This window comes from Hugonella massiliensis (assembly GCA_001486445.1).
GTDB lineage: Bacteria > Actinomycetota > Coriobacteriia > Coriobacteriales > Eggerthellaceae > Hugonella > Hugonella massiliensis.
Genome location: LN908986.1, coordinates 73127 through 93235 on the forward strand (window position 1 = coordinate 73127; position 20109 = coordinate 93235).

General features: G+C 65.2%; 17 protein-coding genes and 1 riboswitch. Of the genes, 8 read left to right on the forward strand and 9 right to left on the reverse strand.

The features are described 5' to 3' along the window. The first annotated feature begins 56 nt into the window (after positions 1 to 56). The 5 genes from BN3270_RS02945 to bsh all read left to right on the forward strand — a co-directional run bounded on the left by BN3270_RS02945 (position 57) and on the right by bsh (position 6356). Positions 57 to 1076 (forward strand): ornithine cyclodeaminase family protein, encoded by a 1020-nt coding sequence (locus BN3270_RS02945; protein WP_058985703.1) that lies wholly within the window; start codon positions 57 to 59, stop codon positions 1074 to 1076. Positions 1077 to 1115: 39 nt separating this feature from the next. After that, the gene (locus BN3270_RS02950) at positions 1116 to 2249 is read left to right on the forward strand and encodes an aminotransferase class I/II-fold pyridoxal phosphate-dependent enzyme (protein ID WP_058985704.1); all 1134 of its coding nucleotides are present in this window, start codon (positions 1116 to 1118) and stop codon (positions 2247 to 2249) included. A 111-nt stretch (positions 2250 to 2360) separates the two neighbouring features. Next, entirely contained in the window at positions 2361 to 3425 is a 1065-nt protein-coding gene (locus BN3270_RS02955; RefSeq protein WP_058985705.1) for a pyridoxal phosphate-dependent aminotransferase, read from the forward strand. A gap of 104 nt (positions 3426 to 3529) precedes the next feature. Then, on the forward strand, positions 3530 to 5143 hold the full coding sequence (locus tag BN3270_RS02960) for a peptide chain release factor 3 (protein WP_058985706.1): 1614 nt from the start codon (positions 3530 to 3532) through the stop codon (positions 5141 to 5143). 238 nt (positions 5144 to 5381) lie between these two features. After that, complete coding sequence (bsh, locus tag BN3270_RS02965; RefSeq protein ID WP_058985707.1) at positions 5382 to 6356, forward strand: choloylglycine hydrolase; 975 nt, start codon at positions 5382 to 5384, stop codon at positions 6354 to 6356. A 112-nt stretch (positions 6357 to 6468) separates the two neighbouring features. Here the strand turns inward: bsh and BN3270_RS02970 are convergent, their stop codons facing one another. Beyond that, the gene (locus BN3270_RS02970; RefSeq protein WP_058985708.1) at positions 6469 to 7227 is read right to left on the reverse strand and encodes a Rossmann-like domain-containing protein; all 759 of its coding nucleotides are present in this window, start codon (positions 7225 to 7227) and stop codon (positions 6469 to 6471) included. Between the two features lie 283 nt (positions 7228 to 7510). On the opposite strand from BN3270_RS02970, the gene cysK reads away from it, so the two are divergent. Both cysK and BN3270_RS02980 read left to right on the forward strand, forming a co-directional pair. Beyond that, positions 7511 to 8428, forward strand: a complete 918-nt coding sequence (cysK, locus tag BN3270_RS02975) for a cysteine synthase A (protein WP_058985709.1) — start codon at positions 7511 to 7513, stop codon at positions 8426 to 8428. 143 nt (positions 8429 to 8571) lie between these two features. Beyond that, entirely contained in the window at positions 8572 to 10482 is a 1911-nt protein-coding gene (locus BN3270_RS02980; protein ID WP_058985710.1) for a fructose-bisphosphatase class III, read from the forward strand. A gap of 602 nt (positions 10483 to 11084) precedes the next feature. Here BN3270_RS02980 and BN3270_RS02985 read toward each other — a convergent pair. The 8 genes from BN3270_RS02985 to BN3270_RS03020 form a co-directional block, all read right to left on the reverse strand. Further along, positions 11085 to 11855 (reverse strand): class I SAM-dependent methyltransferase, encoded by a 771-nt coding sequence (locus BN3270_RS02985; RefSeq protein ID WP_058985711.1) that lies wholly within the window; start codon positions 11853 to 11855, stop codon positions 11085 to 11087. 199 nt (positions 11856 to 12054) lie between these two features. Continuing rightward, positions 12055 to 12933, reverse strand: coding sequence for an FAD/NAD(P)-binding protein (locus tag BN3270_RS02990; protein WP_058985712.1), 879 nt, complete (start codon positions 12931 to 12933; stop codon positions 12055 to 12057). Then, a complete protein-coding gene (locus BN3270_RS02995; protein WP_058985713.1) occupies positions 12926 to 13948 on the reverse strand; it encodes a 4Fe-4S dicluster domain-containing protein in 1023 nt (340 codons plus the stop codon). The genes BN3270_RS02990 and BN3270_RS02995 overlap by 8 nt, the downstream gene beginning before the upstream one ends. 12 nt (positions 13949 to 13960) lie before the next feature. Further along, positions 13961 to 14815 (reverse strand): 4Fe-4S dicluster domain-containing protein, encoded by an 855-nt coding sequence (locus BN3270_RS03000; RefSeq protein ID WP_058985714.1) that lies wholly within the window; start codon positions 14813 to 14815, stop codon positions 13961 to 13963. Then, complete coding sequence (locus tag BN3270_RS03005) at positions 14816 to 15337, reverse strand: hydrogenase iron-sulfur subunit (protein WP_082673305.1); 522 nt, start codon at positions 15335 to 15337, stop codon at positions 14816 to 14818. Then, positions 15324 to 17315 (reverse strand): CoB--CoM heterodisulfide reductase iron-sulfur subunit A family protein, encoded by a 1992-nt coding sequence (locus BN3270_RS03010; RefSeq protein WP_058985715.1) that lies wholly within the window; start codon positions 17313 to 17315, stop codon positions 15324 to 15326. Before BN3270_RS03010 ends, BN3270_RS03005 begins: the two co-directional genes overlap by 14 nt. Next, the gene (locus BN3270_RS03015; RefSeq protein WP_058985716.1) at positions 17308 to 18333 is read right to left on the reverse strand and encodes a CoB--CoM heterodisulfide reductase iron-sulfur subunit B family protein; all 1026 of its coding nucleotides are present in this window, start codon (positions 18331 to 18333) and stop codon (positions 17308 to 17310) included. The genes BN3270_RS03010 and BN3270_RS03015 overlap by 8 nt, the downstream gene beginning before the upstream one ends. Further along, positions 18330 to 18902 (reverse strand): 4Fe-4S dicluster domain-containing protein, encoded by a 573-nt coding sequence (locus tag BN3270_RS03020; protein WP_058985717.1) that lies wholly within the window; start codon positions 18900 to 18902, stop codon positions 18330 to 18332. Before BN3270_RS03020 ends, BN3270_RS03015 begins: the two co-directional genes overlap by 4 nt. A gap of 370 nt (positions 18903 to 19272) precedes the next feature. Then, positions 19273 to 19354: riboswitch (ZMP/ZTP riboswitch) on the forward strand. Positions 19355 to 19428: 74 nt separating this feature from the next. On the opposite strand from BN3270_RS03020, the gene BN3270_RS03025 reads away from it, so the two are divergent. Beyond that, positions 19429 to 20070 carry an IMP cyclohydrolase gene (locus BN3270_RS03025; protein WP_082673306.1) on the forward strand — a complete coding sequence of 214 codons (642 nt, stop codon included), beginning with the start codon at positions 19429 to 19431 and terminating at the stop codon, positions 20068 to 20070. Positions 20071 to 20109: the final 39 nt, after the last annotated feature.

Sequence of the window (20109 nt, forward strand, 5' to 3'; positions counted from 1 at the left end):
TTTCCCCCGCGTTCGACCCGTAAGATGGCCCCATCCCGCAGAGGAAAGGATCCCACATGACACAGTTGCTCGTTCTTTCATCAGACGACATCGCCCGGACGTTCACGATCGCCGATGCAATCGACGCCGTCGAAGACGCCTACGTGCAGAAAGCCAAAGGCACCGGCGTCGCATGGCCCATGGTCTACGAAGCGTTCACGCCCGGCGAAGCCGATATGGACATCCGCTCGGGCGAGCTTGCGGGCAGCGGCCTGTTCGGCCTGAAGCTCACCGCCTGGTTCGGCGCCAACCCCCAGCGCGGCCTGCCCGAAATCTTCGGCACCGTCCTGCTCTGCGACGACCGCACCGGCGAGCCGCTCGCTCTGGTCAACGGCAGCGCGCTCACGGGCATGCGCACGGGCGCCGCGGGCGCCCTGGGCATCGCCCACCTGGCCCGCGCGGACGCGCGCACCCTGCTCGTCTGCGGTGCCGGTCACCAAGCCGCGTTCCAAATCGCGGCAACCCTGATCCTGCGCCCCGAGATCGCGAAGGTCATGGTGTGGGACCCCCGTCACGCAACCGCTCCCCTCGCCCGCGTCGAGCAGATCGGCGCCCAGGTCGCCCGCCTGCTCGCCGATGCCGGCGCCTCTTCCGAAACGCACATCGAAGCCGTTGCCGACGGCAAGGCGGCGGTGGGCGCCGCCGACGCGATCGTCACGGTGACGCCGGCAACCGAGCCTTTCATCGAAGCGGACTGGGTGCGACCGGGCACCCACCTGTCGTGCGTGGGGGCCGACATGCCCGGCAAGCAGGAAATCGCAAGCGACCTGGCCGCCGCCGCCCGCCTCTTCTGCGACGACCGTGCCCAGTCGATTTCGTCGGGCGAGTTCGAAGTGCCCATCGCCCACGGGGCCTTCGCCGCCGAACGCATTGTCGAAATCGGCGAGGTGATTGCGGGCACCGCACCCGGCCGCACGAGCGAAAGCGACATCACCGTCTTCGACACCTCGGGTATCGCCGTGCAGGATCTAGCCTCCGCCAAAACCGCCTACGACCGCGCCATCGATGCCGGCTTGGGCACCACCGTCAACCTGTAAGCCCCGCACCCTGCACCGTCACCGCAAGAAAGGACTCTCATGAACATCAAGGACTTCGCCGTCGAGCAATGGATGAACGAATGGGAAACCAAATGCACCTACAACGTCGCCGAGACCTGCACCTACTCTCTCACGCTCGACCAGCTCTTCGAGGTCTGCGGCGGCGACCGCGCCCAATTCATGAACGACTTCGCCCAGCGTAGGCTCACCTACGGCGACATCGAAGGCAACCCGGCCTTCCTCAAAGGCGTCTGCAACCTCTACGAAACCGTCGAGCCCGGCCACATCATCCCCACTCACGGCGCGGCCGGCGCCAACTACCTGGTGCTTTCCACCCTGTGCGGTCCGGGCGACCACGTGGTGTCGATCATGCCCACCTACCAGCAGCTCTATTCGATTCCCGAAATGTGCGGCGCCACCGTCGACATCCTCCATCTGGAAAAAGACGCGCACTACCATGTCGACGCCGAAAAACTCGCCGCGCTGGTGACCGACGACACCAAAGTCATCTGCATCAACAATCCCGACAACCCCACCGGCGCCCTGCTCTCGCGCGAAGAGATCGAAACGATCGTGGATATCGCCCGCGCGCACGGGTCCTGGCTCATGTGCGACGAGGTCTACCGCCTGCTCACCCAGGACGACGACGGCTTCACCACTTCGCCTATCGACCTCTATGACAAAGCCGTCGTGACGAGCTCGATGTCGAAGGTCTGGTCGCTGGCGGGCATCAGGCTGGGCTGGGCCATCACCAAGAGCCCCGAGCTGCGCCACGACCTGCTCTCCCATCGCGACTACGACCTCATTTCCTGCGGCATGTTCGACGAAGCCGTAGGCGCCTACGCCCTCGCGCACGCCGACAAGATCCTTGCCCGCAGCCGCCGTATCGTCCGCCAGAACCTGGCCGCCCTCGAAGCCTGGGTCGATTCCGAAGCGCACCTGTCCTTCGTGAGGCCCGAAGCGGGCACCACGGCGCTCGTCTACTACGACTACGACCTCGATTCCTACGAGTTCTGCACGCGCATGATCGAAACGACCGGCGCGCTCGTAACTCCGGGCGACGCCTTCGAGGAGCCCAAGAGCATGAGGATCGGCTACGCCTACAGCGACAACGTCGACGACCTGAAAAAGGGCCTCGCCGCCATCAGCACCTTTCTGCGCACGCTCGAATAGCCCCGCACTGCGCCCCGCCGTCTGGCGTGCGGTGCGGCCCGCGCAGCGGTTGTGCCGCGCGGGCCGCCCCTCGGCACAAGGCACCCGGTCCACCCTCCCCAAGGAGCAGCCATGAGCACCTTCTTCAACGAACGCTACGCGGGCATCGTCCCCTACGTGCCGGGCGAACAGCCCCACGACCGGTCCTACGTCAAGCTCAACGCAAACGAGACGAGCGTGCCCCCGGCCCCGGGCGTGCGCGCGGCCGCAAACGACGGCCTCTTCGCCTCCCTCGGCCGCTACGCCGACCCTGCTGCCCTGCCCTTCCGTCGGGCCGTGGCGCGCCGCTTCGGCATCGATGCCAGCTGGGTCTTCGCCGGAAACGGCAGCGACGAGGTGCTCGCCTTCTTCTTCCTCGCCTGCTTCGGGCCCCACGACCCCGTCTGCTTCCCCGACGTCACCTACGGGTTCTACCGCACCTACTGCGACGCCTTCGGCGTACCGTGCCGTGAAATCCCCCTGAACGACGATTTCACTCTCGACGTCGACGCTTTCTGCGCGGCGCCCGAGCACGTGGTCATCGCCAACCCCAACGCACCCACGGGCCTGCGCATTCCCCCCGCCGACGTCGCGCGCATCTGCCGGGCCCATCCCCATCGACTCGTGATCGTCGACGAAGCCTACGTCGATTTCGGAAACCCCACCTGCGCGCCCCTCGTGCACGAGTTCGAAAACCTTGTCATCGTGCAAACCCTATCGAAGTCGCGCAACCTGGCGGGCGCCCACATCGGCTTCGCCATCGCCCGACCCAGCCTGGTCGACGATGTTCGGAAGGTGAAGATGTGCTTCAACCCCTTCAACATGAGCGCGCCGACGATGGCCTTGGGCATCGCCGCCCTCGACGACCAGTCCTACTACGACGCGTGCATCGCCCGCACGATAGAAGAGCGCGAGCGCACGACCGAAGAGCTCGCCCGTCGGGGCTTCACGGTCCTGCCCTCGCATGCGAACTTCGTCTTCGCCACCCGCCCCGACCTCTCCGCCGCCGACTGGGCGGATTCCCTGCGCCGTCAAGGGGTGCTCTGCCGCCACTACGACGCGCCCCGCATCGCCGACTGGCTGCGCGTCACCGTGGGCACGCATGCCGAGATGGACGCTTTCCTTTCCTGCACCGACACCTTCCTGGCCGGCCGTTAGCCCCCGGCCCCCTGTGGGGGTTGCTCCTGCGCTTGTGCGCCCCACGGGCACGCGGGGCGCACAAGATGCTAGACTACGTGCGCACAGAAAACGAAGGAGCACACGTGTCCAAGCTATCCGACGAAATATCCGCGCGCCGCACGTTCGCGATCATCTCGCACCCCGACGCCGGCAAAACGACCCTGACCGAAAAGCTCTTGCTCTACACGGGCAGCATCCAGACCGCCGGCGCCGTGAAGGGCAAAGGGGCCGCGAAGCACGCCGTGTCCGACTGGATGGACATCGAAGCCGAACGCGGCATCTCGGTCACCTCGTCGGTGCTGCAATTCACCTACGAAGGCAAATGCGTCAATATCTTGGACACCCCCGGCCACCAGGACTTTTCGGAAGACACCTACCGCACGCTCATGGCGGCCGACTCGGTGGTCATGGTGATCGACGGCGCCAAGGGCGTCGAAGCCCAGACCATCAAGCTGTTCAAGGTGTGCACCCTGCGCCACATCCCCATCTTCACCTTCGTCAACAAGCTCGACCGCGAAACGCGCGATCCCTTCGACCTCATGGAGGAGATCGAAGACGTCCTGGGCATTTCCACCTATCCGGTGAACTGGCCCATCGGCTGCGGGCGCAACTTCCGCGGCGTCTTCGACCGCGAAACGCGCCGCGTGATCGCCTTCCAGGGCGACGGGCATGCCAACGCCACCAAGAAAGTCGCCGAAATCGAAGCCGAGCTGGGCAGCCCCGAGCTCGACGAGCTTATCGGCGCCGACAACCACGCCACCTTGGTCGACGACATCGAGCTGCTCGACGGCGCCGACAGCGCCTTCGACCTCGACGCCGTGCTCGCCGGCAAGCTCACGCCCGTGTTCTTCGGGTCGGCGCTCACCAACTTCGGCGTCGAGCCCTTCCTGCGGGGCTTCCTTGCCATGTCGCCGGGGCCCAAGCCCTACACCGACGTGCTCGCCAATGAGCCGGTCGACCCGGTCGGCCGCGATTTCTCGGGCTTCGTGTTCAAGATCCAGGCGAACATGGACAAGCGCCACCGCGACCGCATCGCCTTCCTGCGCATCTGCTCGGGCAAGTTCGAACGCGGCATGGCGGCCACCCACGTGCAGAGCGGCAAGAAGCTCAAGCTTGCCGTGGGCACCTCGATGATGGCCGAAGACCGCGCGATCGTCGACGAGGCCTACGCCGGCGACATCGTGGGCCTGTTCGACCCGGGCATCTTTTCGATCGGCGACACGATCTGCGCGGGCAAGGACCTGGTGCAGTACCCGCCCATGCCCACCTTCGCCCCCGAGCACTTCGCCCGCATCACCCAGATCAACACACTCAAGCGCAAGCAGTTCATGAAGGGTTGCGAAGAGCTCTCGCAAGAAGGCGCCATCCAGCTGTTCCGCCAGGTCGGCACGAGCACCGAGAGCATGATCGTGGGCGTGGTGGGCGTCTTGCAGCTCGACGTGCTCGAGCGGCGCCTACAGACCGAATACGGCGTCGACGTGCGCCGGCAGGGGCTCGGCTACACCCAGATCCGCTGGATCCTGAACGATCGGTCGACCTACCGCCTGAGCGATTTGAAGCTCACCTCGTCGACCTGCCAGGTGGAGGACATGCGCGGCAACCGCCTGCTGCTCTTCAACAGCCCTTGGGACGTCAACTTCGCCGTGGAGCACAACCCCGACATCGAGTTCTCGGAATTCGGCAACATCTCCTTTTAGCAACGAGCGCCCCGCATGAGCGGGGCGCTTTTCTGCGGCAGGTGCTACGCGAGCGGAACGCGATGCGGATTTGCGAGCGCCGATGCGCACCCGTGTAGCACGCGTGCGAGGCCGCGCACTCAACAAACGGGTAACCCTTGGCCGACGAATCGCCCTTCCCCGAAAAACCTCTTCCAACGGGGCGCCAAGGGACTACGATAGCGACGTTGTCAGGTTCCCAGGAAAAAAGGAGTCGCCCATGTGCACGGCAGCAACCTACACCGCGAAAGACCACTATTTCGGCCGCAATCTCGACCTTGAATACTCCTACCACGAGCAAGTCGCAATCACCCCGCGCAACTACCGTTTCGCCCTGCGCAACCTGCCCGACATGGAAACCCACTACGCCATCATCGGCATGGCATTCGTCGTCGACGGTTTCCCCCTCTACTACGACGGCATCAACGAAAAGGGCCTGGGAATGGCCGGTCTCAACTTCCCCGGCAACTGCCAGTTCCGTCCCGTCGAAGAGGGCAAGGACAACGTGGCCTCCTTCGAGCTCGTCGCCTGGATTTTGGGCACCTGCGCCAGCGTCGACGAAGCCCGCGCCAAGCTTGCCCATGCCAACATCACCGACCAGAACTTCACCGATGACCTGAAGGCCAACCCCCTCCACTGGATCATCGCTGACAAGGAGTGCCAGATCGTCGTCGAGCAAACGGCCACCGGCCTGCACGTCTACGACGACCCGGTGGGCGTGCTCACCAACAACCCCACCTTCGATATGCAGATGACCATGCTGGCCAACTACCGCAATCTCTCCGTCGACCAGGGCGACAACCGTTTTGCCCCCGGCGTTGACCTTGCCGCCTACAGCCGCGGCATGGGCGGCATGGGTCTGCCCGGCGACCTTTCGAGCGCATCGCGCTTCGCCAAGGTGGCCTTCACGCGCATGAATTCGGTGTCGGGCGAAAACGAATCGGAAGCCGTGAGCCAGTTCTTCCATATCCTGGGCAGCGTCGAACAGCAGCGCGGGCTCTGCAAGCTCGGCGAAGACTCCTATGAGATTACGATCTACTCGAGCTGCTGCAACCAGGACAAGGGGATCTACTACTACACCACCTACGAGAACAGCCAGATCACCGCGGTCGACATGCACAAGGAAGACCTCGACGGAGATAAAGTCGTCGCCTACGACCTGGTCAAGGGTCAGCAGATCAACTATCAGAACTAAGCGGCCGCCGCAGAGGCAACCGCATGCAGCCGGGCCCGCGCACGCGCGCGGGCCCGGTTTTTACTCCCGCAGCAAGGCGGAGGGGCGGGCGGCCGCTCTAAACGAGGCACCGCTACACGCCCGGACGCACAAGGGCGCACTTGAGGAAGGCGTTGCCGAAGGGCGCCCCCGTTGCGCACGCAGTAAGGGCGGCAGACGCGTCGCCCACGATGCGACCGGCCAACACGTCGATGCCGTAATCGAACAGAACGGGCAGCATTGGCGTCGTGGGGCCGGTGACCAACACGGTTGCATCCTTTGCCAGCTCGAGCAGGCGCGGCATGGTCTTGTTGGTGAAGGTTGTGCCCGTCATGAGCACGAAGTCCGCTTGAGGCAGCACGTACTCGCAGGCGGCATCGGGCAAATCGCCCTCGCGCGGGCGGCGTTCGAGGACCGTAAGGTCGCTCGCGGCCGCAAGCTCGTCCATATGTGGGAAGTGCCCGATCACGCAAGCCTTGGGGCAGCCGCCGCGCGCCTTGATGCGGTCCATGACGAGGGAAAAGCCGTCGGATCCCTCTCCCGTGAGCAGGTCGGGACCTTCCAGCTTTTGAGGCGAAGCGTACCAGGCGTTGAGGGCCGCAGCGCCCAGCGACGCATCTTCAAAGCACCACGATTTCACGAGCGCCGCCACGTCGCGCAGGCGGACACCTGCCACGTCGCGCGCGACCGCAGGGGCCGTCCCGCCATGGAAGGTGTAGGCCACGCCCGCCCCCGATTCCGCAGACACGCAGGTCCAGTGCGACCCAACGCAGGCCTCGATCACCCGGACGTCGGCGGGCACCCCTTCGATAAGGCGGTCGTAGATCTCCCACGGGTTGCGCACACCGGCCATAGCGGCCTCCTTCCCCAGCGCGGACGGTCCGCGCCGCTGCAATCGAAACGATGCGCCCGCTTCAAGCCGGGCGCTCCCACCCCACTATACGGCACGAACCCGCATCTGACACGCTTCTCACCTGGCATTTCGGCTCGAGCGAATGCCAGCGTTCGCATTCCCGAAACGCCGTTTCGCTTGACGCGAACACCCCTGCGGCATAACGTAGCACCTGAACTTATTCCTACCTTGTTACTAGGCATTGCAAACTCTACCTAGGGCAGCAAAGAGAGAGAAGACACGCATGACTGTGAAGGCAATCACCCGCATCGATCAGCTGATCGGCAACACCCCGCTCGTCAAGCTCAACGTTTCCGACAAGGCTAACGTCTACGGCAAGCTCGAAAAGCAGAACCCCGGCGGCTCCGTGAAGGACCGCATCGCCAAGGCCATCATCGACGACGGCATCGCCAAGGGCCGCATCAACAAGGACACCCTGATCATCGAATCCACCTCCGGCAACACGGGCGTCGGCCTGGCCATGATCGGCGCCGCCTACGGCCTGAAGGTCATCATCTTCATGCCCAAGAGCATGTCGGTCGAGCGCCGCAAGCTCATCCAGGCCTACGGCGCCGAACTGCGCCTGGTCGACGGCGGCGTGCCGCTGGCCAACGAAGAGGCCGCCAAGCTGCTGGCTGCCACCCCCAACAGCTTCGCCCCCAGCCAGTTCACCAACGAAGTGAACGTCCAGGCCCACTACACCACCACCGGCCCCGAGATTTGGCGTGACACCGAAGGTGAAATCGACGCCTACATCGCCGGCGTGGGCACGGGCGGCACGCTCACCGGCGCTTCCAAGTACCTCAAGGAGCAGAACCCCGCCATCAAGTCCTTCGCCGTCGAACCCGAAGAGTCCCGCATCCTCGAGGGCGGCGAAAACCACCCGCACAAGATCCAGGGCATCATGGCCGGCTTCATCCCCGACATCCTCGACCAGAACTACTACGACGACATCATCCACGTCTCCACGGAAGAGGCCTTCGCTTACCAGAAGAAACTGGCCGCCGGCCAGGGCCTGTTCGTAGGCATTTCCGCCGGCGCTGCCGCTGCTGCCGGCGCCAAGCTGGCCGAGCGCCCCGAATTCGCCGGCAAGAACATCGTGGTGATCCTGCCCGACACCGGCGAGCGCTACCTGTCGATGCTCGACTTCGACGAAGAGTAATCGCGCAATCGCTTCATATTCATGCGAAGAGCCGCTCCTTCGGGGCGGCTCTTTTTCATATTCGCTAGAATAGACGCGAACGCCCTGCGGCACCCCTTTGCAACGCCGCACCTTGCACGCTAGAACATCAGGAGGTTTCCCCCATGTCGGAATCGAACGAGCGCTATCTTTCCCTGCTCGCGAAAGGACTCCCTTCGAAAAGCGCCGTTCAGGCTGAACTCGCCCGCATCGCCGGCGAGCGAGCCCTGCCCAAGCCCCCGGAAGTCTACGTGTCCGACGTCCACGGCGAATACGGGGCCTTCTCGCACGTGATCCGCAACGGCGCCGGATCGATCCGCCGCACGATCGACGCCCTCTTCCCCGACATGAAGGACGCCGACCGCGCCGAGCTCGCCACCCTTATCTACTACCCTAGCGAGAAGATCGCCCTGTGGACCGAACGAGGCGCCAACGTGCAGAAACGCTGCGCGGCCGCAATCGAGCCGCTCGCCCGCGTGCTGGCCTCCTTCGCGAGCACCTACACCCACGAGCACGTGCGCAGCATGATCGAAGGCGAGCTCGCCCCCGTGGTCGAAGAGCTCATCTGCATGCCCCATTCCGCCGCCACCGCGGCCATCGTCGCAAGCGCCGCTTCGACCGGATGCGCCGATGCCCTCGTGCTGGCCTTGGCACGCGCGATCAAACGGCTGGCCGTGGCCCGCATCCACTTGGTGGGCGACATCTACGACCGCGGACCCGCGCCCGAGCGCATTCTCGACGCCGTGGGCAGCCTGCCCAACATCGACATCGAATGGGGCAACCACGACGTCGTGTGGATGGGCGCCGCACTGGGCAGCGCGGGCTGCATCGCCCATGTGGTGCGCAACTGCGCCCGCTACGGCAACCTGTCGGTGCTCACCGACGCCTACGGCATCAACCTGATCACCCTGTCGCTGTTCGCGCTCGACGCCTACCGCGACGACCCCTGCGTCGCCTTCGGGCTCAAGGGAGGGCGAGCGGCCTACCCCGAGCTCACCGACGCCGAATACGACCTCACCGTTAAGGTGCAGAAGGCCATGGCCATCATCGAGTTCAAGGTCGAAGCCCAGATCATCGCCCGCAACCCGTCCTTCCGCATGGAGGACCGCAACCTGCTCGGCGCCATCGATTTCGCCCGCGGCACGGTTGAGATCGACGGCACCGTCTACCCCCTGACCGACACGGTTCTGCCCACGGTCGACCCGGCACATCCGCTCGAGCTCACGCCCGCCGAAGCCTCGGTGGTCGAAAGCCTGCAGAAGGCCTTCACCAGCTGCGAGCGCCTGCAAGGCCACATGCGCACCCTGCTCGACAAGGGCAGCATGTACCGCATCGAGAACAACGTGCTCATGTTCCACGCCTGCGTCCCCCTGAACCCCGACGGATCGCTTTTGGCGGTCAACCTGTTCGGGGCGTCCTACAAGGGTCGCGCCCTCTTCGACGCGATCGACGGCTACGTGCGCGACGCCTTCGCGGCCACCGACGCCCGCACCCGCCAACGCGGAGCCGACCTTCTGTGGTATCTGTGGCTCGGCCAGGGATCCCCCTTGTTCGCCAAGAGCAAGATGGCCACCTTCGAGATCTATTTCGTCGACGACAAGAACGCCAAGAAGGAAGCGCGCAACGCCTTCTACACCCTTTACGAGGACAAGAACGTGCTCGACGACATCTTCCGCGACTTCGGCATGGACCCACAGAGCGCCCGCATCGTGTGCGGCCACGTGCCGGTGAAGGTGGCGAGCGGCGAGAACCCGCTCAAGTGCGGCGGCGTGGTGATCGATATCGACGGCGGCATGTCCAAGCCCTACCAGAGCAAAACGGGCATCGCCGGCTTCGCCCTGGTAAGCGACGGACGCGGCCTGGTGCTCAACGCCCTCGACCCGCTCGAATCGACCGAAGCGGCCGTGCGCGACAACCTCGACGTGCACCCCACCCCCACCGTGGTGAGCGATGCGCCCGTGCGCGTGGCCGATACCGACGAAGGCACCGCGTTGGCCCAGTGCGCCGAGAACATCAAGGCCCTGTTGAGCGTGTAGCCGCCCCCAGCACGCGCAGTGCTCATTTCCAATGCGCCGTTCGTTTTGCACAGCTCTTGCGCGCGGAGTGCTCATTTCGCTCGACCGTTGCTACTTTACGCTCATCCTGCAGGCTTGTTGCAAGGGATTTCGAGATCGACCCCCGTATTCGGGGTTCTCTGCACATTTTGCAGGGAAATGTCACGTCAAACGGGAATATCCTGCTCATCTTGCACGGTCGTTGCACGATTCTGCTCAACATGCACAGCCGTGGCAGATTTCGCCTGCTATAACCCTGCAAAACGAGTTTCCAGGTGCCTCTTTCCCGTTCGGCCTGCAACACCCCTGCATTCTGTGCAGCTAAGAAGCGAGAGGGCGAGGCGGGGCAGGGGGATAAGGGAGCAAGAGAAGATAGAGCGCGCCTCCCCTGTGCCACTGAATGGGCACGTTGATGCCCACACCAAGAGAGCGAGAGAAGATGGAGTGCGTCCCCTGTGCCACACCTGGAGCTTGGCACAGGGGGGGGTGCGACCTCGCTCGCGCATGTGCCGCCCCGGGGCATGGCACGCTTCACGCTCCCGGGGCTTGGCACAGCCTTACCGCATGGGCGCACCGCCACCCCGTTAGCGGGCGAAGACGTAGCAGTCGTAGCGAACGGCCTTGCCCTGCAGGGAATACGACGGCGCCGCCTCCGCCAGGTGAGGCCCCTTGGGCGGTCGCTTCACAACGATTTTGCGCGGGCCGGCCGCGCGCGCCGCAGCGAAAAGGTCCGCTTCGTCGGCGCAGGGCCGCTCGAGCCGATGGATGAGCTGGAACTTCTTCTTCACCGCTGCGCTCTTGCGGCGCGCCGGGAACATGGGGTCGAGAAGGACGACGTCGGGCGCCGGCGGGTCCCACCCCTCGAGCGCCGCGATGCTGTCGCCTTCGATGAAGGCAATGCGCGCCGCGATGGGCGCCAGGCAATCGTCGAGAGCGGCGCGGGCAAGCGCATCGGACAAGAGCGCCGCGATAACCGGGTCGCGCTCGAAAAGGGTCACGCGAAAACCGGCGGCCGCGAGAAGGAAGCCGTCCTCGCCCATGCCCGCGGTCGCATCGACGACGTGCGGGGCGGCTACCCCCTTCACGCGAGACGCCCGCACGAGCAGCTCGCGCGGCAAGTTGGCCTGACGCAGGCGCTTTTCCATCGCGGCGAAATCGCCTCGCATGCGCATCCCGTCGCCTGCGAGGAAGAGCCCGTCGGCGTCAAGGGCGAGGGCGAGCTCATCGTCTGCCGGAACGCCCTCCCGCATGGGAACGCCCAGCGAGGCCGCTAGACGCTCCGCGTGCGCACCGTCGCCACCCGGCGCGCACCGCACGCACGCCACCTGGCCGCTCGCAGCTCCCGTATTGCCCATCGCCGCCCTTTCCTCGCGTACTGGTCTTCCCCACCATACAGGAAGACCGTCGCCCGCGCATGCAGGGGCCGAGAATGCCCGACCCGCAGCCGTCGCCCGCGCACGAGAGGGGCCGGCGCTGCACACGCCGGCCCCTCGTCATCCATTGCGTCGCGCCCGTAGGCACCCGCGCCTTTGCGTCGATCGCAGCGCGCCCCCGCTAGTCGCGCGGCATGCGGGCGAGCTCGGCTTCGGTGAACACCGGCCCTTCAAGGCAGATGAACACGCCGCCCACGTTGCAGCGGCCGCACTTGCCCACGCCGCACTTCATGCGCGCCTCGAGCGTCGTCACGATGTCTTCGGGCGCGAAGCCCAGCTTCAGCAGGCTCTCGCGGCAGGTGCGGAAGAGGCTCGGCCCGCCGCAGAGCACCGCGCAGGCGTTTTCGGTCGACAGCCCCTCTTCGGCGAAGACCTTTTCCAGGTAGGGGGCCGTGTACGACACCGCCCCGTCCCAACCGTCGCCCTCCTTGGCGTGGTAGACGCTCACGTGCACATGGGTGTCGGGCTCGTTGGGCCACACGTTGAACAGGTCGTCCTTGCACACCAAGTCGTCGTAGGTGCTCGCCGAGTACACGAAGTCGATGCGACCGTAGTCTTCGCGATGCTCTAGGCAATGGCGCAGGAAGGCCCGCACCGGGGGCATGCCGATGCCGCCGCCGATGAAGAGCATGTCGCGCCCCTTGGCGGACTCGTAGGGGAACCAGTTGCCGTAGGGGCCGCGCAGACCCACCTCGTCGCCCACCGACAGCTCGTGCAGGTGGTTGGTGGTGAACCCCACGTTCTTCACGATGAACTCGCAGTAGTCCTCCCCCACGCCGGCCACGGCGAACATGCACTCGCCGTAGGGAGGGTCGCTGAACATGCCCAGCTGGCCCGGCTCGCAGGCGAAGGGCCGCTTGCCGTCGAGGGTCTGCAAGCGGAAGGACTTCACGTCGTGGGTCTGCTCCTGGATGTCGATGACCCGGCACACCTGGGGCACGTAGGGCTCGCCGTTGTTGCGCGCGCAGCCATGCTGCACTTCGATGGGCGTCTTAGGCATGCGCCATCGCCTCCTTTTCCTGCGCCGGCTCGCTGGCCGCGATGCGGTCGATGATCAGCGAGATGTCCACCGCCGCCGGACAGTCGCGCATGCAGCGGCCGCAGCCCACGCACAGGTTCATGTCGTAGCGGTCGTTGAAGTAGGAAAGCTTATGCATGAAGCGCTGGCGCACGCGGCTCTCCTTCGAAGCGCGCGGGTTGTGGCCGCCGGCCATGGCCGTGTAGTCGGTGAACATGCACGAATCCCAGCAGCGGAAGCGCTTGCCCTCGTCTTCGCGCACGTCCTGGTCGATGTTGAAGCAGTAGCAGGTGGGGCACACGAAGGTGCAGGTGCCGCAGGTGAGGCACTGGTCGCCGATGTCGCTCCAGATGGGGTCGTCGAACATGCCCTTGAGCTTTTCGGGCACCGTTGCCATGTCCACCTTGAGCGCACATGTCGCCTTGACGGGCTCAGCGTCGCCCTCTTCAAGATACGGCGCCCACGCCGCCACGGCTGCGGTACCCTTTTCGGTCTGGGGGGTCACGACCCAGGCGTCGCCCGCGTCCTCGAGCAGAACGTCGGCAGCGGGCGCCTCATGCGGGCTCGTCGCAATCGAATCGCAGAAGCATTCGCGCCCCGGATGCGCGCAGGTCGCCACGACGAAGGTCGCCGCCTCGCGCTTGGCCTGGTAGAACTCGTCGACGTAGCCCTTGGTGAGGAAGACTGCATCCAGGCGGTCGACCGAGGCCATATCGCAGGGACGCAGCCCGAACACGCAAAAGGGGTCGCTTTCCGAAAACGCGCTGTCGATGGACAGGTCGGCCCCGTCGCGCGACCATCTATAGAGGGTCTCGGTCGCCGGGAAGAGCAGGTCCTTGGGCGGCAGCTTGGTGTTGATCAGGTCGAAGCGCGGCGCAACGCCCTCCTCGTAGGCCACGAAACGCGAGGTCCCGCGGTCGTCGGCGGGCACGAATACGCGCTCGTTGGCGGCGATCGCATCGAGCAGCGCGCCCACGTTGGCTTTCTTCAAAAGCATGGCAGGGCCTCCTTACATGAATTCTTCGATATCGTCGGTCTTGTAGGTGCGCAGGGGGTCGGGGCCGCTATCGGTAATCCCGCCGCCTTCGTAGGGGCCGAAGAGCTTGTCGATGTCGCGCACCTGCTGGTGCATGATCACCATAAGCGGCAGCCCCATGGGGCAGGCGCGCTCGCATTCGCCGCATTCGATGCAGCGGTCGCCGGTGTGGAAGGCGCGGATCATGCCGTAGTAGCGGGCCTCGTTGACGTTGAAGGCCTTGCCCTGCCAGCCTACCTTGTCCTGTTCCACGAAGCACTCGCGACAGGTGCAGCAGGGGCAGGCGTTGCGACAGGCGTAGCAGCGGATGCATTTGCCGTACATCTCGTCGAAGAAGGCCCGGCGCTCCTCGCGGCTCATGGCCTCGACGCGGTCGACTTCGGCGAAGCGGTAGGGCTTGGGTTCGGGCACGGGGTCGCCCACGAGCTCATCGTGCACGACCGGGTTGCGCACCTGGCATTCGGCGCACCGCTTGAGCGTCTCGCCGGTGGCCGGATCGACCATGCCCGGGCAGGGCACGCCGATCACGTACACCTGGTCGCGCGCGAGCTGGTGGTCGGCGATGAAGCGATTCACCGCACGCGACTCGCAGCCGCGGGCCACGAGCGCCACCTTGCCCTCGCCCGTATGCTCGAGCAGGCGCTTGGCGGTCATCTGCACGCACGAGGAATCGAACACGAGCTTTTCCGCATCTTCGGCACGCTTAATCACCAGGGGGAAGCGGACCTCGTCGAAACGGCCGGCTCCCCAACCGATCACGGCGCTCACCGTGCCTGCGGAAAGCAGGGCGGCGGCGCGTTCGCGTATGACGGCTTGCACATCGGCCATTTAGATCGCCTCCTTAGCGGCTGCGGAAAGCTCCGCGTCGGCTTCGGGGGACGCCACGGTCCCCGCCACCTTCTCGATCGCCGCGCGGCTCGGCGCGTCGTTTTCCATAGGGCCGAGCGCGCGAATCTGTTCGGAGACCTCCACCACGGTGTCGCGGAACTTGCCCGCTTCCGAACCCGAGATCCAGCGGATCTGGAACCGCTCGGGAGACAGCCCCGCGAATTCCACCATGCGCTTGAAGATCATCATGCGGCGCTTGGCGTAGTAGTTGCCCGTGGAGTAGTGGCAGTCGCCCGGGTGGCAGCCGCACACGAGCACGCCGTCGCAGCCGCTCTGCAGGGCCTTCAGCACGTACTGGGGGTTCACGCGGCCCGAGCAGGGCACGCGTAGGACCTTGACGTCGGCCGGATAGTTCATGCGGTTCAAGCCCGCCAGATCGGCGCCGGCGTAGGTGCACCAATTGCAGCAGAACGCCAGAATCTTGGGAGTGAACCCGTTCGTTTGCTCCTTATCGCATGGCATAAGCTTCCACCTCTCGCATGATTCCCTCGTCGTTGAAGCCAAGCAGGTCACTGGCGCCGGGACGGCAGGCCACCGTGCAGGCGCCGCAGCCTTGGCAGAGGCCTTCGTTGACCTGCGCCACCGTGCGCGTGACCTTCCGCGAGTTCTCGCGCAGGGTCTTTTCTACGAGCGTGACGGCCGAATAGGGGCAGATGTCGACGCAGGCGCCGCAGCCCGAGCACTTGGCATCGTCGACATGGGCGACCATGGGGTTCGATTCGATCGACTGCTTGCACAGAAGGCCGATGACCTTGGCCGCCGCGGCGCCCGCCTGGGCCACCGTGTCGGGGATGTCCTTGGGACCCTGGGCGGTGCCCGCCAGGTAGAGGCCGCCCGTGTTGGTTTCCACCGGGCGCAGCTTGGGATGGGCTTCGGAGAAGAAGCCTTCGGGACCCAGCTGAGTGTTCACCGCCTGCGCCAGCTTTTTTTCGCCTTCGGGCGGCACCATCGCGGTTTCGAGCACCACCAGGTCGGCATCGACTTCGACCACGTTGCCCGAAAGCGTGTCCTCGCCCAGGCAGACGAGCTTGCCGTCGGACCGGCGCGTGATTTTGGAAATGCGGCCGCGAATGTAGTGGGCTCCTTCGTGCAGGGTGTTCATGTAGAACTCGTCGTAGTTCTTGCCGGGCGTGCGCACGTCCATGTAGAAGACGAAGCACTTCCCGCCGGGGATCTTGTCCATGAACTGATGGGCATGTTTGGCGCCATACATGCAGCAGGCGCGCGAGCAGTAGGGCACGCCCTTGTGCGGGTCGCGGCTGCCCACGCACTTCACGATGACCATGGTCTTGGGCTCGGTGCCGTCGGAGGGGCGCAGGATATGGCCTTCGGTGGGACCCGAAGCGTTCACCAGGCGCTCGAACTGCAGACCGCTGATCACGTCGGCGTAGCGCCCGCCGCCGTATTCGCCGTAGAGCTTGGTCCAGTCGATCAGATCGTAACCGGTGGCCAGCACGATCGCGCCGTAGCGCTCGGTGGTGACGCGGTCGACGTCCTGGTAGTTAATCGCCCCCGTGGGGCACACCTTGGCGCACACGCCGCATTTGCCTTCGGTGAGCATACGGCAGTGGGCGGCGTCGATCGTGGGCTTGTTGGGCACCGCCTGCGGAAAGGGCTTGTAGATCGCCGTGCGCATGCTCATCCCCTGGTTGAATTCCGAGGGGATCTTCTTCTGCGGGCACTTGGTCTCGCACATGCCGCAGCCCGTGCAGGCGTCGTAGTCGATGTACTTGGCCTTTTCGCGGATGGTCACGTCGAAGTTGCCGATGTAGCCCTCTACCTTCTCGACTTCGGAAAGAGTCTTGATCTCGATGAGGGGGTGCGCCTCGCATTCGCTCATCTTGGGCGTGGAAATGCAGGCCGAGCAGTCGAGCGTGGGGAAGGTTTTGTCGAGCATGGGCATCTTGCCGCCGATTGTGGTCTTGCGTTCCACGATGGTGACGGGAAAGCCCGCGTCGGCGATGTCGAGCGCCGCCTGGATGCCCGCGATGCCGCCGCCGATGATGAGGGCGCGTTTGGTCACGGGAATCTCGTGCGTGAACAGCTGGGTGTCGCAGTCGGCCTTGGCCACGGCCATGGCCACGAGGCTTATGGCCTTGGGCGTGCCGATCTGCTTGTCCTTGTGCACCCAGGAGCACTGCTCGCGAATGTTGGCCACTTCGAGCAGGTAGGGGTTGAGGTCGGTCTTTTCGGCCAGAACCTTGCGGAAAAGGCGCTCGTGCATGCGCGGCGAGCAGGAGGCGATCACCACGCGGTCGAGGTTATGTTCCTTGACCAGGTCGACGATGTAGTCCTGCCCCTGGGCCGAGCACATGTACTTGTTGGTGCCCGCGTAGACGACGTTGGGCATCTGGCGGGCGGCTTCGGCAACCGCTTCCACGTCGACCGTGCCGGCGATGTTGGTGCCGCAATGGCAGACGAAGACACCGATCCTACTCATGTGCCGCCTCCTTCGCTTCCGCAGGCGCCGCCGCGGCGGCGGCCTGGGCGGCCTTGCGCGCGGCCGCCTGCTTCTTGGCCGCGGCGATGCGGGCCGCCTTCTTCTCTTCCGGGGTAAGTTCGACGACGACCTCGCGCGTCTTCGCTTCAGCGAGCAGGGCGCCGGCGGGCACGAAGTTGCGCGCGATGCCGGCTTCCGCGTCGCTTGCCCCCATGGCACTCGCAAGCAGCTGGGTGAAGAAGTAGACGGGGATGTCGAGGGGCGCTTCGCCGCGGGCGGCCCGGGCCTTGTTGATTTCGGCCTCGCGCATGTCGAGGTTCATGTTGCACAGGGGGCAGGCCGTGGCGATGGCTTCGGCACCCGCGTCGATCGCGTCGGCCAGGATACGCTCGACGAGCGGCTTCATGGCCGCGGGATTGCTCACATGGTGCGAGGCGCCGCAGCATTCGGTCTTGCGACCCCACTCCACCGGGTCGGCGCCGGCGAGTTTCACGACCGTCTCCATCGACTGCGGGTTCTCCTCGTCATCGAAATCGGTGAGCGCGCGGGGCCGCACCAAGGCGCAGCCGTAGTAGCACGCCACTTTCAGGCCGTTAAGCGGCTGGGTCACGCGGGCCTTCACCGCATGCGCCGTCTCGGGCTCGAGGAAGGGGTCGATGCCGCAGACCACGTCGGCCTTGGCCTCGTAGGGCTGGCCGATAAGGGCTTCGATTTGACGGCGGCGGTCCTCACTTTCGCGAGCGTGGACCAGGGCGCGGCGCAGGTTGGAATAGCATCCGGCGCACAGGGCGAGCACGGGTTCGTCGCCGAAGGCGGCTTCCGCGTTCGCAAGCGACCGGGCGGGCAGGGCGTCGCCCAAATCATCGCTCTGCAGGCGGCCGGCCGAAGCGCCGCAGCAGTTCCAATCGGGCACTTCGTCGATGTCGATGCCCGCGCGACGTGCCACGAAGGAGAAGGATTCGGTATAGGCCTTGCCCGTCGTCGAAGCCGAGCAGCCCGGGAAATTCGCGTACCTCATTTGGTTCCCCCTTCGCCCGCACGGATATCGTGCACGATGCGTTTGACGTCGGGACCACCCGCCGGCTTGTAACCGTTGCCCGACAGCAGGCCGCGCGAAAGCATGCGCGGCGAGTTCGCGACGTCTTGGAAAAGGTGGCCGGTCTGCAGGTTGTAGCGCATCGCGAGCATGGTTTCGTCGGAGACGCCCTTAGCTTCCACATTGTCCAAGAAGATGTTCATGAAGGCCTCGCCTTCGCGTTCGGCCGCGATGCCCCGCTTCATCTCGTAGCGGCAGATGGCCGTGTTGAGCGCCGGCAAGTCGATGCTCTGCGGGCAACGCGCCAGGCAGACGCCGCACCCCAGGCAGAGCCAGGGCATCTGCAGGGTGAGCACGCGATCGACGTCGCCGATCTGCAGAAGGCGGATGACGCCGCGGCAATCGACGTCGGCCGACGCGGCCACGGGGCACCCGGCCGCGCATTTGCCGCACTGGTAGCACTCCTTCACGTCGACGCCCGATTCGGCGGCGATTTCGGAAAGAGCGTCTGAAGCGGCTCGATCGAGTTCCGATAGATTGCAGAATCCCATTGTGCAACCTCCTATCCGGGCAGAGCCCGAAATTTCGTCCTCTTTCCTATATACCCGTTCAAGGAGCTACCAGGTGCGACAGTTTGGGCCAACGGATGTATTTTTGTCCTAATTGACCGCATTTTATTCACTACTAGTTAGTAGGATTTAGGATATATGCAGTTTTGTTTACCCACATTAGGGAAGTTGTCTATAGTCGTTTTCCCCTGATGAAGGCATGCGGAGCCATTTGCCGGGCGAACGGAGGCGTTGTCGCCCGCGCCGAACGAGTCAGAGAGATGTGGTCCCTCCGACTCATCGCCCTTCGGCTATTTCGTAAGGATGCGTCCCGCATCGCCGCCGACCGCGCTGAAAGCGTGTATCCTTAAGCCATACGCGCTGTGACTGACGGTTCATGTGGGTCACCACAGGGGAGCAGCGCGCCCAATCCGCCGACCGTCTGGGCAAGCCGCGCACACCAGAGGGGGCTTGTCTACCTACGGCTCCTTCCGCGCCGGCTCGAGAGAGCATCTGGAAGGAGATGCGCATGCAAGATTTGGCAGCTATTCTTCGAACCAACCCCTACCCGGGGCGCGGCATCGTGGTGGGCCACGACCGCGTGTACTACTGGATCATGGGCCGCAGCGCCAACAGCCGCAACCGCGTGTTCGTGCCCACCGACGACGGCATCCGCACCGAAGCCCACGACCCCGCCCTGCTCGAAGACCCCAGCCTGATCATCTACCACCCCGTGCGCACCATGGGCGACGCGCTCGTCGTGACCAACGGCGACCAGACCGACACGATCGTCGAAGCCGGCTGCTTCCACAAGGGGTGCAAACAGCGCCGCTTCGAGCCCGATGCCCCCAACTTCACCCCGCGCATCAGCGCGATCGTCAGGCCCGACGGCAGCTTCCAAATCTCGATTCTGAAGCATGCGGAAGGCCCCGCCGACCGCTGCACCCGCGAGTTCTTCGCCTACGAAGGCGTCGACGAAGGCCAGGGCTACTTCATCAGCACCTACCAGGGCGACGGCAACCCCCTGCCCAGCTTCGCTGGCGAACCCCAGCTCGTGACCGTGCCCGACCCCGCCGCGGTGTGGGACGCCCTCAACCCCGACAACAAGGTGTCCCTCTACGTCAACGTGGCCGGCGACGTAACCCTCTTCAACAAGAACCTGGGCGACTAGGCCGGCGCCCGACGCGCCGTCCCGCGCAGACGCGCATCC